The sequence below is a fragment of the Pseudomonas sp. H3(2019) genome (assembly GCF_007713465.1).
In the GTDB taxonomy this organism is placed as follows: Bacteria; Pseudomonadota; Gammaproteobacteria; order Pseudomonadales; family Pseudomonadaceae; genus Aquipseudomonas.
The window spans coordinates 131936-145216 of record NZ_VMSG01000001.1; the positions used below are offsets into that span (position 1 = coordinate 131936).

The window sequence follows — 13281 nt, forward strand, 5'->3', positions numbered from 1 at the left end:
TCGTTTGAAAATCGCGAAATATCCCTCTGCTACGCGAGTTGTAGGCAGAGTCTTACAATGGACTACATTTAGTCCTGTCTCTTCTGTCGGGAATTCCTTACATCTGTGGCGAAGTCTCGACACGGTGTTGCCTTGAAAGGCCAGAGGGCTTTCCTCTACCGTAACCGCCTGTCTCTTCTGTTACGGATAAGCCATGTCTTTGGCCAGCACACGCTCCTTGTTTTTCATGGCTTTCGTCGCAGGTGCCCTGGCCTTGGGCGCCTCGTACTATCTGGAATTCTCAATCGGGCTCAAACCGTGCGGGTTGTGCCTGGTACAGCGGTTTTTTCTCGCCCTGTTCACGACGGTCTGCCTGATTGCCGCGCTGCACGGGCCCAAACGCCTGGGCTGTTTACTCTATTGGCTGCTCAGCCTGTTCAGCAGCCTGGCAGGAATGGTGGTGGCGTGGCGTCAGGTGGTATTGCAAGGCGATCCGGTTCAGCACGTGTCGGGGTGCTCCCCCGACCTGGAAGGCCTGTTCACCCACATGTCCTGGCAGGGTGTTTTGAAACGGGCATTCAGCGGAACGGCTGACTGCGTGGAAATTTCCTGGACGCTGTTCGACCTGAGTATTCCCGAATGGAGTCTGCTGTTTTTTGTCGGAGTGACGACTCTCGGGGCTTACCAGATCGTGCAGCTGGTCTGGTATGCGTATCAGCGACCGCCCAGCGGCGAGTCGTCGCATCGGGGCAGGGCAGGTGATTAAACACTTGTATGAACTTTATCTCCTGCGTACCTTGAAGCTGTTGGCGTGCGGGCATAATCTGGCCCGCACGTATCATTGGAATTGTTGCCCGATGGTGCTCAGCCTGGCCAAATCTTGATCTTCAAGTCTTGCGGCGAGTGCGGGCGGCATTACCCATAAGGGAAGAGAGATCACCATGCTCGAAAGTTGTCAGAATGCTCAGGAACGCTGGGGTGGAGTGCATCTGCTGATCGATCGTTGGTTGCAGGAGCGTCACGAACTGGTTCGGGCCTATGATGCTCTCGGCGCCAAGCCCGAGGCTCTGGGTGAAAACCGCAAGCCGTTGCAGGAGTTCTGTGGTGTCCTGGTCGATTACGTCTCTGCCGGTCACTTCGAAATCTACGAACAACTGACGGGCGAGGCCAAGGCGTTCGGTGATACACGCGGGCTTGAATTGGCTGAAACCATTTACCCGCGCATCGACGTGATCACCGAGAAGCTGCTGGCGTTCAACGATCTCTGCGATGCAGGCAAGTGCGTTGCCGAGAAATTCCAGGAGCTTGGCGGCCTGTTGCACGAGCGCTTCGAACTGGAAGATTGCCTGATCGAAGTACTGCACACGGCCCACAAGGAAGAAACTCCAGAGCAGGCCTGAGTTTCTCCTCGATATAAACGATCCCTGAAACGGTGCGCACTGCGCACCGTTTTTCGTTTGGGCGATTGCTCAGCCCGTCGCGCCGAGCAGTTCGATTTCAAATACCAGAGGCGTGAACGGGGCAATCAGGTCCCCCGCGCCATCGGCACCGTAGGCTTGCGCGGATGGAATCACCAGGCGCCATTTCGCACCCACCGGCATCTGTTGCAACGCACTGCGCCAGCCACTGATCACGCTGTCGAGGCTGAACCATTGCGCCTGGTTGTTCTGATCGAACACCGTGCCGTCGGGCAGCTTGCCAATGTAGCGAACCTGCACCTTGCCATTAGGCCCGGCCTTGGCGCCGTTGCCCGCGACCAGTTCGGTCAGCAGGATGCCATCCGCCAGTTCGCGAACCCCGGGTTTTGCCTTCTCGGCCGTCAGGAAACGTTGTTCCTTGTCCAAGGCAACTTCGCTTTGCGGTACGGCGGGCTGCTCGGCCATTTGCGCTTCGTGCTCAGCCAGGATCTGCTCGATTTGCTGATCTTTCAGCGCCAGTGGCTTGCCTTGATAGGCTTGTTGCAAACCTTCCACCAGTGCCTGGATTTGCAGATCGGGAGCCTCCAGGCGCAGACGTTCACCCAGACTGGCACCGAGGCTGTAGGCGAGATCATGGGCGTCAGTTTCCGTGGTTTTTTCTGCGGCTTGAGCCATTGAAAAAAACACGCACAAGGGTAAAAAAAGGTAACGCGACATGGGCACTCTCCAGCCAGGGATGGGGAGGATTATGCCAGTGAGAATGCCGTGACCGGTGAACTGCTTTTAAGTGTGGGCAGAACATTTTCAAATCGCTGCAACGCCCGGCACTCGATACTGTCAACATGCCCTAGCGGCGGTAGCAGCAGAGGTCTAGTATGAGCCGCACTCACGTCAGCCAGGAGGTAAACCATGTCGGCCAATAAGAAGCCTGTAAATACTCCGTTGCACTTACTCCATCAGCTTTCGGGCAGCTTGCTCGAGCATTTGGAAAACGCTTGTTCCCAAGCCTTGGCTGATGCTGAAAAACTGCTCGCCAAACTGGAAAAGCAGCGCGGAAAAGCACAGGAAAAACTGCACAAATCTCGCACCAAATTGCAGGACGCTGCGGCGGCCGGCAAAGCCAAGGCACAAGCCAAGGCCAAAGATGCGGTAAAAGAACTTGAAGACCTGCTCGATGCGCTCAAAGAGCGTCAGTCCGAGACGCGCGGCTACATTCTGCAGCTCAAGCGCGATGCCCAGGAAAGCCTGAAACTGGCTCAGGGTATTGGTCGCGTGAAAGAGGCCGTCGGCAAAACGCTGACCCTGCGTTCGGCCAAGCCAGCCGCCGCTGCTGGCACCACGAAAAAACCGGCTGCCAAACCGGTAGCTGCCAAAGCACCGGCCAAGGCTCCAGCGAAAGCCGCCGCCAAACCTGCAGTGAGAAAAACAGTCGCTGCCAGTGCTGCTAAACCGGTTGCCAAACCGACCGCTGCCAAACCGGCTGCCAAACCTGCAGTAGCGAAAACCGCCGCGGCGAAACCTGCTGCCAAACCAGCAGTAAAAACCGCTGCGGCGAAACCGGCTGCCAAGCCAGCCGCTAAACCGGTTGCTGCGAAACCTGCCGCCAAGCCAGCGGCCAAACCTGCAGTTGCCAAAGCGCCGGCCAAGCCCGCGGCTAAACCAGCCGTCGCTGCCAAGCCTGCAACGTCCAGCGCTGCCAAGCCGGTTGCTGCAAAACCTGCTGCCAAACCGGCAGTGAAAAAGCCAGTCGTGGCCAAACCTGCTGCCGCTAAACCAGCCGCAGCAAAACCGGCAACCGCACCAGCGGCTGCCAAGCCTGCACAGGCGGCTTCACCTGCTCCAGCCGCGAGCACGCCAGCCGCTTCGCCTGCACCGGCAGCGGCTGCAAGCACTACCAACACCCCGACCAGCGCTTCCTAAGTGCCGGTCACCGCGACGCGCAGCTGATTCAGCGCGTCGCGGTTCAGGTTGGCGGCGCTCGCCGCCAACCCTTCCAGCCACACGGCCAGGTCTTTGGCTTGACCCTGCGGCCATGCTTGCGCCGCATTCTCCAGGCGCAACAACAGTTGCCGCTCCGCTTCCAGCTCCAGCGCTTTTACTTGCGTCCGTAACGTGTTCAGTTCCTCGTCGGCGAGGGCTGCGGCCTTCCACTGCGTACGCAGTTGTCGAAGCGGTTGCACGACTTCCGTATGCCACGGCCCGGCCAGGTGCTGGAGGTGTTGCAGGCGTTGCGCATTGCATCTCACTCCGCGCTGTCCGAGCCAGGCTGCGCACAACAACAGGCAAACGTCGGCGCCGGCGGCTTGCAGTTTCAGGCAGGCGTCCTCAACACCCGCTCGGGTGTAGAGGGTCAGGGAAAAGCTCCACAGGTCAGAGGACATAGTGCTACTCGCGCCAGTTGCGAGCGAAGCTGGTAGACTCCGCCGCCATTATGATTCGACTTCAGAACCTGACTTTACAACGTGGCCCGCAACGTCTGCTAGAAGACGCCGAGCTGACCCTGCACGCCGGTCACAAAGCCGGCCTGATCGGTGCCAACGGCGCCGGCAAATCCAGCCTGTTCGCCTTGTTGCGGGGTGAACTTCACCCGGACTCGGGCGACTGCTTCCTGCCGGCCGATTGGCGTATCGCCCACATGCGTCAGGAGGTCGACACGCTCGAGCGCCTGGCGGTCGACTACGTGCTCGATGGCGACTTGCGCCTGCGTCAGGTCCAGCAAGACCTGGCTGCGGCCGAAGCGGCCCATGACGGTGCCGCACAGGCGCGTCTGCACGCTGAACTCGACAGCGCCGACGGGTACACCGCCGATGCCCGGGCGCGCAAGTTGCTCGCGGGCCTGGGGTTCACCAACGAGCAGATGGATCGTCAGGTCGGAGATTTCTCCGGTGGCTGGCGGATGCGTCTGAACCTGGCGCAGGCGCTGATGTGCCCGTCGGACCTGTTGCTGCTCGACGAACCGACCAACCACTTGGACCTCGACGCCATTATCTGGCTGGAAGAGTGGCTCAAGAGCTATCCCGGCACTTTGCTGCTGATTTCCCACGACCGCGATTTCCTCGACGCCGTGGTCGATCACGTGGCTCATGTCGACCAGCGCAAGATTACCCTCTATCGCGGTGGCTACTCGGCGTTTGAGCGTGCCCGTGCCGAACGTCTGGCCCAGCAACAACAGGCCTACGAGAAGCAACAGGCGCAACGTGCGCACATGGAAAGTTACATCGCCCGCTTCAAGGCCCAGGCCACCAAGGCCCGTCAGGCCCAGAGCCGGATCAAGGCGCTGGAGCGGATGGAAGAGTTGTCCGCCGCCCACGTCGATTCGCCGTTCGACTTCGTCTTCCGCGAGTCGGTGAAAATTTCCAGCCCGTTGATCGACCTCTCCGACGCCCGTCTGGGTTATGGCGAGCGAGCCGTGCTGGAGAAGGTCAAGCTGCAACTGACTCCCGGCGCGCGGATCGGTTTGCTCGGCCCCAACGGTGCCGGTAAATCGACCCTGATCAAAAACCTCGCCGGTGAACTCGAGCCGTTGTCCGGCCGGTTGACCCGTGGCGAAAACACCGTGGTCGGCTACTTTGCCCAGCACCAATTGGATTCGCTGGATTCCAAGGCCAGCCCGTTGCTGCACTTGCAGCGTCTGGCGCCGACCGAACGCGAGCAGACCCTGCGCGATTTCCTCGGTGGTTTCGATTTCCGCGGTGCACGGATCGACGAGCCGGTGCTGAATTTCTCCGGCGGTGAAAAGGCCCGTCTGGCGCTGGCATTGATCGCCTGGGGCCGGCCGAACCTGTTGCTGCTCGACGAACCGACCAACCACCTGGACCTGGAAATGCGCCTGGCGCTGACCATGGCCCTGCAAGAATTCAGTGGCGCAGTGCTGGTGGTCTCCCACGATCGTCATCTGCTTAAAAGCACCACGGATAACTTCTTCCTGGTGGCCGATGGCAAGGTCGAAGAATTCGACGGCGATCTGGAAGACTACGCCCGTTGGCTGGTCGATTATCGCCAGCGCAATGCACCGGTGAACAACTCGCCGGTCAATCCGGACAAGACCGACAAGAAAGCCCAGCGTCAGGCTGCTGCTGCGTTGCGTCAGCAACTGGCACCGCACAAGCGCGAAGCCGACAAGCTCGAAGCCGAGTTGGGCAAGCTGCACGAGAAGCTGGCGAAGATCGAAACCAGCCTCGGCGACAGCGCCGTCTACGAAGCCGCCCGCAAGGATGAACTGCGTGATTTGTTGGCCGAACAGGCCAGGCTGAAGGTTCGCGAAGCCGAGCTTGAAGAAACCTGGATGGAAGCGCTGGAACTGCTCGAAAGCATGCAGGCAGAGCTGGAAGCGCTGTCCTGAAAGCTGCCTGCCAGCGTTCGGTTATGACGCTGGCGCGGCAGCGAAGAGTTGTCGAGCGGCTTCGGAAAGTAGGCCAGGCTGCCGCTAACACTGGTCGGCAGGGCCATTTTCCTGCAAAAAATCGATAGTCATTCGCAGGCCAGCGCATTAGTTTAGACGTCTATAACGAGTCTGAGTCGAGGTGTGCGATGGTGCTTGAGACATGGCTGGCGTTTTTTGCCGCCTGTTGGGTGATCAGTCTTTCCCCGGGCGCCGGTGCTATTGCGTCGATGTCCTGCGGTTTGCAGTACGGTTTCTGGCACGGCTACTGGAACGCCCTCGGCCTGCAACTGGGGCTGGCGATGCAGATTGCGATTGTCGCCGCCGGTGTCGGTGCGATCCTCGCCACGTCGGCCACGGCCTTCTACGCGATCAAATGGTTTGGCGTGGCGTATCTGGTGTATCTGGCGGTCAAGCAATGGCGTGCACTGCCCAGCAACATGAGCGATGACGCGGCCATTCGGCAGATCGGAAAACCGCTGGCGCTGGTGTTTCGCGGGTTCCTGGTGAATGTCAGCAACCCCAAGGCGCTGGTGTTCATGCTGGCGGTGCTGCCGCAGTTCATCGACCCGCACGCGCCGCTGGTGGCGCAGTACCTGATCCTTGGCGTGACCATGATCTGTGTCGATCTGATCGTGATGGCGGGTTACACCGGTCTCGCTTCCAAGGTTCTGCGACTGCTGCGCACACCCAAGCAACAACGACGGATGAACCGTACGTTTGCCGGACTGTTCATCGGCGCGGCCGGGCTGCTGGCGACCATTCGCAGAGCCGCGGTGTAACACCCGCAACGCACAAAAAAGGCGACCTCAAGAGGTCGCCTTTTTCGTTCCCGTCAATGTTACTTAGCGCAGAATAACCGGCGCCGTATCCTGCGGCAGGTTATTGCGCAGTGGCGCTTGCCCCGGCTGTTGCTGAGCACCGCGACCGAGTTGTTCACTCAACTGACGGGCCACGTCCTCACCCAGCGACTTGGACACATCACGTACCACCCGTGGGCGGTTCAGCGAAACCTTGACGTCTTCGCTGTTGACCAGCTTGGTGTCCTGGCCATCACCCATGGCGGTGAACGCCGAAGTGATTTCAAAGGTCCGGGTGTTGATCAGACTGAAGTCCGCCACCAGGCTCAGCCCGAGAATCGCCGAATAGCTGTTGGTGTTGGCCAGCGCGGTGATGTCACGCGTGAAGTCGATATCCGACAAGGTGCCGAACAACACATAGTCGGCGCCCTTGTAGTTACCGGCCTTGATCCGCTTGATCACATCAAAGACGTCTTCCTTGGACTTGGCCGTGTAGGGCGAGCCTTGTACCAGCTGGAACATCCCGGACTTGAGAATTTCGCCCTTGATGTCGCCGCTGAACTTGCGAAGCTCGCCTTGCTCGATGTAGCTGCTGCTGGACTCGGTCTCGTTGTAGCTCGATGAGCCGCTGGCGTGGTACATGCCAGCCTGCATGTTGCTCTGCGCAGAGACGGTGTGGATGTACTCCTCCACCCGCTCTTGGTAAGCGAGGTCGGTGACCGCGATTTTCGGGGCCGCCTGCGCGCCAAACGCGCAGGCCAGGGCCATGATGCCAATCCATGCACGCATTGCTTAACGCTCCGTGGTTTTGCGGATCTCTTTCTCGTCCATCCACTCGGCCAGGCCGCTTTCAACGTCGATCAGTTGCAGGCTGAACTTGTAGAAAACGTCCTTGTAGTCGCTGCTGCGCTTGACGATCGAGCTGATCGAACCTTCAAGACGGTATTTGGCAGCGACCATGTTGCCGGTCTTGGCCACGGTGCCTTTCTTGTACAGGCCGCTCTGGTTTTGCAGCTTGAGCTGGTCGACCTGGCTCTGCATCGCGGTGTTGTCGCTGGCAAAGCGGGCAGTGCCGGACTTCATCAGCTGAGTCTTGATGCTGGTGGTGATTTCGCGGGTATCGATGTATTCGCTGGTCTTGTTCTTCACGTCGTAGACCTGCACGACCGGGCGGCCCTGCAAGATGCCGGACTGGGCCAGGGAACGGGTCATGGATTCGGCGATCATCTGCAGGTCAGTGGAACCGAACTCGTTGGTCACCAGCTCAACAGCCTTGCTGTCGCCGTAACCGATGTTTTTCCCGCCCAGGACCGGCGAGTTGTTGGCGCAACCGCTGGCCAGAAGGGCGACCACGGCAAGGAACGAAAAGCGTGTAAACATGGGAATGTCTCTCTGTCACGAAATAGGGCAAGACTTAAGGGGTTTTGACTTCAAGGCGGAAGTCAGTGGCCTTGGGCACAGGCGCAATGGCTGGCAGGAACGTGGCCTGCGCGGCATACAGGTTCAGGGTTTTCCAGCTTTCTTCATCGGCCACCGGGAAGCCGTCGTCACCCAGCCAGACGAAGCGGTAGTACATCGTCATGTTGGTGTGGCTGGTGTTGTTCAGCGCGACCTTGACGGTCAGGAAGCCGTTTTCACGGGCGACCCGCATCGCGCCAATGGCGATGTTGTTGAACTTGTTCATCACCACGACTGTGCTCGCGGCACTGCCAGGCGCAGGTGGCGGCGGGGTGGCGCAACCGGCCAGCAGAGCCAGGGCGGCGACAGCAATCAGTTTGAAACGCATCGAGAAGCTCCGCTTAAGGTTGTTTGACGCTGGCCACGACTTGCGGGGTGGCGCTTGGGATCACGTGGGCGGCGACGCCGCTGGCGAACACCTGGTTGCCCACCGTACGCAGGCTGATCACCTGGTAGCGCTGATCGACCTTGACCGTGATTCGCGAACCGCCCAGAGCGTTCGGCAGGCTCAGTTGGTGCTCGCCTTTGGCCAGACGCAGGCGCACCACTTGGGTGTTGTCGGGCAGGGTGCGCCAGGTGCGGGTATCCGCCCCTTCCAACACCGTCGACGTAATGCCTACAGCCAGACCGGCCAGAGGGTTGGTCTCGTTGATCTTCTTTTGCGCCACGGCGCGAGTCACGGCGCGGACGGTGGTGCGCAGGATGATCCCGGGCATATCGTCACGCAGTGCGCGGCGGGACATGGCAGTGGTGCTGTTGAGCTGGGTCAGGTTCTGTTGCTGGCCGTCGACACCGATCTGTGCGTACGTCACGGTCGAGGTGTCAGGCTTGATCACCGGGAATGACAGTGGGGTAATCACCACGTTGTTGCTGATCGGCAGTGGCAACGGAATGCGGATCGAGTCACGGCTCGGCGCCAGGCCGCTTTGCACGACGATCAGGATGTCGCTTTCTTCGCTTTTGCCGGCCGGCTTGTCCAGGTTCAGCAGTGCTTGTTCGAGCAGCGGAGTGTTAGGGCGCAGTTCGGCAGCTTTGCGATAGCCCGGCGCGGCCAGGTCTTTTTCGCCCAGGGCTTCGTAGACGAAACCGGCCAGGTAATGGCTGAACGCGCTCTGATAGCTGTTCTTCAGGCCGACCACTTCAGGCGCCTCGAGACTCGCCACCGGGTAACCCTGCAGGTCCTTGTACTGAGTCTTGATGCCTTGCTTCTCGGCCTCGTCCTCGCGCTTGAGGTATTCCTTGTCGCGCAGTTCAGCGATCACCGCTTCACGTTCGTGGGTCTTCTTGATTTCGGTACGGGCGCCGTCGAAATCGTTCACTGCCAGCAGGTTCAAGGCCATTTGTGTGGTCAGCATGACTTTTTCGTAGTCATACCCTTCGTAGCGGCGGACCTTGTCATTGACCAGAAAGCTGCCGAACTGGGCCAGGTACTTGTCGGTGTCCAGCTTGACCGACTCTTCCCAGCTACCGACGACCTGGTCCGCGCTTCTCCACGCGGCCTGGCTGCCGGTCAGGTCGCCCTTGGCACGTAGCAGTTCACCTTTCTCGAAGTAATAGAGCAGGTCCTTGCTTTCGCCTGTGTTGTTCTTTTCCAGCAGGGTCAGGGCGGCGTCGACGTTACCGCTGGCCAACTGCTGGTTGGTTTGTTGCAGTTCTGTGTCGTAGCTGCGAAAGGCCGAACAACCGGCAAGCAAAGTGACTGCGCTGAGCGCGATCGAGGTGAGGGCGCGGGATGCCATGAGTACTTCTTCCCTGAGTTTAAACAGCCGAGCGTGCTGGTCGGGCTGGGTGAACCAATCGACAGGGAAAATGGCTTTCCATGCCAAATCCTCATAAAAAGAGGAGCTTAAATACCCGATCGCAATAACGAGGGCGCGGCATTATAAGCGCGGATGCTGGCCATGTAATGGCTTTTTAATTTCATTTTTCTAGAAATGCCATCATCCGGGAGATGTCCGAATCCTCAAACTGTGGACGACAAAGCTTGAGTGGGAAGCATTGAGAGTGAACAATGTGTTACTTCGTATTATCAATTGAGATTCATTCATGACTGTCCCGTCCCGTTTCCTGGCCTGGCTGGTGTTCCCGTTGTTTGCCTTGTGCAGTTTCAATTTGCTGGCCGACACGGTGGAAGGTGCGCCACAGGCACTGCATTTGCTCGATTACATTGGTGCCGATTACCCGGCGACCGTGGAGGCGGGACAGGTCATCGATGACGGCGAATACCGCGAACAGCTGGAGTTTCTCGGCGTCTTGCAGGGGCTGATCGTTGCGCTGCCGGCAAAACCCGAGCGCGCCGAGCTCGAGCAGGGCGTGAGCAATCTGCGTAACGCGGTGACCCAGCGTCAGGACGGTGCGCAGGTAGCTCGTCTGGCGCGGCAATTGGGCGCGAGACTGGCAGTGGCCTATGAAGTCAGCCAGGCACCGATCATTACCCCGGATCCCACGCGGGGTGCGCCGTTGTACGCGCAGCACTGCTCGGTGTGCCATGGCGACGCCGGTGCCGGTGATGGTCCTGCAGGTGTTGGCCTGACGCCGCCACCGGCCAATCTGCGTGATGCCACGCGGCTCGACCGCCTGAGCCTGTACGCGATCTACAGCACGTTGGGGCAGGGCATCGAAGGCACGGACATGCCGGCCTTCGCCGATCAACTCGACGAGCGTCAACGCTGGGATCTGGCGACCTACATCGCCGCGTTCAGCGCCGATCCGGCCACGGCGAAAAGTGAAAAGAACTTCAACCTTGCCGATCTTGCCCGGCAGACCCCGGTGGAAGTGCTGGCGGCCGAAGGCCCTCAGGCAGCCGCTACGTTCCGCGCCCAGCGCGCCCAACCGCCGCAGGTCAAGCGCGGCCCGGCGCAGTTGCTCGATTACACCGCAGCGACCCTCGACAAGAGCCTGGCCGCGTACCGTGCCGGCGAGCGTGAGCAGGCTTATGACCTCTCGGTAGCGGCGTATCTGGAGGGCTTCGAACTGGTCGAAAGCTCGCTGGACAACGTCAACACCGTGGTGCGCAAAGACACTGAAAAATCCCTGATGGCTTACCGTCAGTCGTTGCAGGACGGGCTGCCGGTCGAGCAAGTCGAGCAACGGCTGGCGTTTGCCAAAACCAGGTTGAAAGAGTCTGCGGACCTGCTGGGCAGCGATGGTTTGAGCTGGTCGCTGAGCTATGTCTCCGGTTTGCTGATTCTGTTGCGCGAAGGGCTGGAAGCGATTCTGGTTCTGGCTGCGGTGCTGGCGTTTTTGCGCAACACCGGTCAGCAGTCGGTGATTCGCAGCGTCAACATCGGTTGGGGATTGGCGCTGGTGGCGGGTTTGGCGACCTGGGCGCTGGCGGCCTACGTGATCGATGTCAGCGGTGCCCAGCGCGAACTGCTGGAAGGCTGCACCGCATTATTTGCCAGCGTCATGGTGCTCTGGCTCGGGGTGTGGATGCACGACCGTCGTCACGCGGCGGCCTGGCAGGATTACATCAAGAGCAGCCTGGTCAGTGGCGGTGGGCGTTTCGGGTTTGCGGCGCTGGCGTTTTTCTCGGTCTACCGCGAGCTGTTCGAAGTGGTGCTGTTTTACGAAACCCTGTGGCTGCAAGCCGGCCCGGCCGGGCATAACGCAGTACTGGCGGGTGGCGCCACGGCGCTGGTGCTGTTGATCGGTCTGGCCTGGGTGATCCTGCGCGGTTCGGCAAAACTGCCGCTGGCGCTGTTCTTCGGGATCAACGCCGGTTTGCTCTGCGCGTTGTCGGTGGTGTTCGCCGGGCATGGCGTCAAGGCTTTGCAGGAGGCCGGGATCTTCGGCACTCGTCCGGTGCCATTCTTTGACTTCGACTGGCTGGGGATTCACGCTGACGCTTACTCGCTGGGTGCGCAGGTGGTGGCGATTCTGGCGATTGTCGTGCTGTATAGCCGTAGTCGCATGGCGGAGAAGCGACGGGTGCAGGTTTCTTAAAAGGAAATACACAATGCGTGTCTGGATCGATGCCGACGCCTGCCCTCGGGCAGCCAAGGACCTGGTGGTGAAGTTTGCGCTCAAGCGCCAATTCGAGGTGGTGATGGTGGCCGGTCAGCCGCAGATCAAGCCGGGCCTGGCCCTGGTGAAGTTGATCGTGGTGCCGAGCGGTCCAGACGCGGCCGACGATTACCTGGTGGAGCACGCGGTACCGGGTGAGTTGGTGATTTGCAGCGATGTACCACTGGCCGACCGTTTGGTGAAAAAGGGCGTTGCGGCGCTGGATCCTCGGGGCAAGGAGTTCGATGCGCAGAACATGGGCGATCGGCTGGCGGTGCGTAACCTGTTCACCGACCTGCGTGAGCAGGGTCAGATGGGCGGCGGGCCGGCGCCGTTTGGCGATCGCGAGAAGCAGGCGTTCGCCAATGCGCTGGACCGGATACTTACGCGGCTATCTCGAAAGTCTTGAGCCTTGTGGTGAACCCTGTGGGAGCGAGCTTGCTCGCGATAGCGACCTAACCGCCGACATCAATGTTGAATTTGCTGACCCCATCGCGAGCAAGCTCGCTCCCACATTAGTCAGTGTTACGCATCATCATTCTCATGCGTCAGCTCTAAAACCCGATCAACCAGCTTGTTGATCCCTGAAGCCGCTTCGCTGATTGATTGCGCCAGCATATAGGCCGGAGTGCTGACCAGTTTGCGTGCCTTGTCTTCGATGATCTCGCCAACGGCACAATCGACATGGGTCGCGCCCATTCGGGTCATGGCGGCGGCGGTGTCGGCGTCGTTGCCGATGGTGCAGGTCACGCCCGGGCCGTAGATTTTCGCCGCCAACGCCGGCGAGATGCAGATCAGGCCAACCGGTTTGCCGGCTTCGGCAAAGGCTTCGGCCAGCGCCAGGACATCTGGCTGAATGCTGCAACCGGCGCCTTCGATGGCGAAGTTGGACAAGTTCTTCGCTGCGCCAAAACCACCGGGCACGATCAGCGCATCGAAGTCTTCGGCGTTGGCTTCACGCAGGTCTTTCACTTGCCCGCGGGCAATGCGCGCCGACTCCACCAGCACATTGCGCGACTCGGGCATTTCTTTGCCCGTCAGGTGGTTGACCACATGCAATTGCGCGATATCAGGGGCGAAACATTGCACCTGCGCGCCGCGTTGGTCGAGGCGCAGCAGGGTCATCACGCTTTCATGGATCTCGGCGCCGTCATACACGCCACAGCCGGAAAGTATCACTGCAACTTTTTTGCTCATGGGTTCTTCTCCAGTTTCATGGCGTTAAATGTCCACTAATTTG

General features: G+C 60.0%; 14 protein-coding genes. 7 read left to right on the forward strand and 7 right to left on the reverse strand.

Translation table 11 applies throughout. From position 1 onward, the window contains the following. Positions 1-193: 193 nt before the first annotated feature. Together FPT12_RS00655 and rsd are read left to right on the forward strand one after the other, a co-directional pair. On the forward strand, positions 194-745 hold the full coding sequence (locus FPT12_RS00655; RefSeq protein WP_145014188.1) for a disulfide bond formation protein B: 552 nt from the start codon (positions 194-196) through the stop codon (positions 743-745). A 175-nt stretch (positions 746-920) separates the two neighbouring features. Continuing rightward, positions 921-1379: a sigma D regulator gene (gene rsd / locus FPT12_RS00660; protein WP_145014189.1), complete on the forward strand. Its 459-nt coding sequence runs from the start codon at positions 921-923 to the stop codon at positions 1377-1379. A gap of 69 nt (positions 1380-1448) precedes the next feature. On the opposite strand, the gene FPT12_RS00665 is transcribed toward rsd, so the two are convergent. Beyond that, positions 1449-2114, reverse strand: coding sequence for an FKBP-type peptidyl-prolyl cis-trans isomerase (locus FPT12_RS00665; protein ID WP_145014190.1), 666 nt, complete (start codon positions 2112-2114; stop codon positions 1449-1451). Between the two features lie 192 nt (positions 2115-2306). On the opposite strand from FPT12_RS00665, the gene FPT12_RS00670 reads away from it, so the two are divergent. Next, entirely contained in the window at positions 2307-3317 is a 1011-nt protein-coding gene (locus FPT12_RS00670) for an AlgP family protein (RefSeq protein WP_145014191.1), read from the forward strand. Here the strand turns inward: FPT12_RS00670 and FPT12_RS00675 are convergent. Beyond that, positions 3314-3778 carry a TIGR02444 family protein gene (locus FPT12_RS00675; protein WP_145014192.1) on the reverse strand — a complete coding sequence of 155 codons (465 nt, stop codon included), beginning with the start codon at positions 3776-3778 and terminating at the stop codon, positions 3314-3316. The two genes, FPT12_RS00670 and FPT12_RS00675, sit on opposite strands and share 4 nt — an antisense overlap. A gap of 50 nt (positions 3779-3828) precedes the next feature. Between FPT12_RS00675 and FPT12_RS00680 the strand changes: the two genes are divergently transcribed. Both FPT12_RS00680 and FPT12_RS00685 read left to right on the forward strand, forming a co-directional pair. Beyond that, positions 3829-5739, forward strand: a complete 1911-nt coding sequence (locus FPT12_RS00680) for an ATP-binding cassette domain-containing protein (protein WP_145014193.1) — start codon at positions 3829-3831, stop codon at positions 5737-5739. Between the two features lie 188 nt (positions 5740-5927). Continuing rightward, a complete protein-coding gene (locus tag FPT12_RS00685; RefSeq protein WP_145014194.1) occupies positions 5928-6560 on the forward strand; it encodes a LysE family transporter in 633 nt (210 codons plus the stop codon). A 63-nt stretch (positions 6561-6623) separates the two neighbouring features. Here the strand turns inward: FPT12_RS00685 and FPT12_RS00690 are convergent, their stop codons facing one another. The 4 genes from FPT12_RS00690 to FPT12_RS00705 are packed head-to-tail and all read right to left on the reverse strand — an operon-like array spanning position 6624 to position 9775. After that, positions 6624-7367, reverse strand: a complete 744-nt coding sequence (locus FPT12_RS00690) for a penicillin-binding protein activator LpoB (protein ID WP_145014195.1) — start codon at positions 7365-7367, stop codon at positions 6624-6626. Positions 7368-7370: 3 nt separating this feature from the next. After that, positions 7371-7958, reverse strand: a complete 588-nt coding sequence (lpoB, locus tag FPT12_RS00695; protein ID WP_145014196.1) for a penicillin-binding protein activator LpoB — start codon at positions 7956-7958, stop codon at positions 7371-7373. A gap of 34 nt (positions 7959-7992) precedes the next feature. Continuing rightward, complete coding sequence (locus FPT12_RS00700) at positions 7993-8364, reverse strand: YcfL family protein (protein WP_145014197.1); 372 nt, start codon at positions 8362-8364, stop codon at positions 7993-7995. A 13-nt stretch (positions 8365-8377) separates the two neighbouring features. Further along, positions 8378-9775, reverse strand: coding sequence for a COG3014 family protein (locus FPT12_RS00705; RefSeq protein ID WP_145014198.1), 1398 nt, complete (start codon positions 9773-9775; stop codon positions 8378-8380). A 307-nt stretch (positions 9776-10082) separates the two neighbouring features. On the opposite strand from FPT12_RS00705, the gene FPT12_RS00710 reads away from it, so the two are divergent. Together FPT12_RS00710 and FPT12_RS00715 are read left to right on the forward strand one after the other, a co-directional pair. After that, on the forward strand, positions 10083-11981 hold the full coding sequence (locus FPT12_RS00710) for an FTR1 family protein (RefSeq protein ID WP_145014199.1): 1899 nt from the start codon (positions 10083-10085) through the stop codon (positions 11979-11981). Positions 11982-11994: 13 nt separating this feature from the next. After that, positions 11995-12450 (forward strand): YaiI/YqxD family protein, encoded by a 456-nt coding sequence (locus tag FPT12_RS00715; RefSeq protein WP_145014200.1) that lies wholly within the window; start codon positions 11995-11997, stop codon positions 12448-12450. Between the two features lie 116 nt (positions 12451-12566). Here the strand turns inward: FPT12_RS00715 and elbB are convergent, their stop codons facing one another. Beyond that, complete coding sequence (gene elbB, locus FPT12_RS00720) at positions 12567-13238, reverse strand: isoprenoid biosynthesis glyoxalase ElbB (protein WP_145014201.1); 672 nt, start codon at positions 13236-13238, stop codon at positions 12567-12569. Positions 13239-13281: the final 43 nt, after the last annotated feature.

Excerpts from the sequence above, each read along its gene's own strand:
- FPT12_RS00655 (WP_145014188.1), top strand. The coding sequence starts at position 194 with ATGTCTTTGGCCAGCACACGCTCCTTGTTTTTCATGGCTTTCGTCGCA.
- rsd (WP_145014189.1), top strand. The coding sequence starts at position 921 with ATGCTCGAAAGTTGTCAGAATGCTCAGGAACGCTGGGGTGGAGTGCAT.
- FPT12_RS00665 (WP_145014190.1), bottom strand. The coding sequence starts at position 2,114 with ATGTCGCGTTACCTTTTTTTACCCTTGTGCGTGTTTTTTTCAATGGCT.
- FPT12_RS00670 (WP_145014191.1), top strand. The coding sequence starts at position 2,307 with ATGTCGGCCAATAAGAAGCCTGTAAATACTCCGTTGCACTTACTCCAT.
- FPT12_RS00675 (WP_145014192.1), bottom strand. The coding sequence starts at position 3,778 with ATGTCCTCTGACCTGTGGAGCTTTTCCCTGACCCTCTACACCCGAGCG.
- FPT12_RS00680 (WP_145014193.1), top strand. The coding sequence starts at position 3,829 with ATGATTCGACTTCAGAACCTGACTTTACAACGTGGCCCGCAACGTCTG.
- FPT12_RS00685 (WP_145014194.1), top strand. The coding sequence starts at position 5,928 with ATGGTGCTTGAGACATGGCTGGCGTTTTTTGCCGCCTGTTGGGTGATC.
- FPT12_RS00690 (WP_145014195.1), bottom strand. The coding sequence starts at position 7,367 with ATGCGTGCATGGATTGGCATCATGGCCCTGGCCTGCGCGTTTGGCGCG.
- lpoB (WP_145014196.1), bottom strand. The coding sequence starts at position 7,958 with ATGTTTACACGCTTTTCGTTCCTTGCCGTGGTCGCCCTTCTGGCCAGC.
- FPT12_RS00700 (WP_145014197.1), bottom strand. The coding sequence starts at position 8,364 with ATGCGTTTCAAACTGATTGCTGTCGCCGCCCTGGCTCTGCTGGCCGGT.
- FPT12_RS00705 (WP_145014198.1), bottom strand. The coding sequence starts at position 9,775 with ATGGCATCCCGCGCCCTCACCTCGATCGCGCTCAGCGCAGTCACTTTG.
- FPT12_RS00710 (WP_145014199.1), top strand. The coding sequence starts at position 10,083 with ATGACTGTCCCGTCCCGTTTCCTGGCCTGGCTGGTGTTCCCGTTGTTT.
- FPT12_RS00715 (WP_145014200.1), top strand. The coding sequence starts at position 11,995 with ATGCGTGTCTGGATCGATGCCGACGCCTGCCCTCGGGCAGCCAAGGAC.
- elbB (WP_145014201.1), bottom strand. The coding sequence starts at position 13,238 with ATGAGCAAAAAAGTTGCAGTGATACTTTCCGGCTGTGGCGTGTATGAC.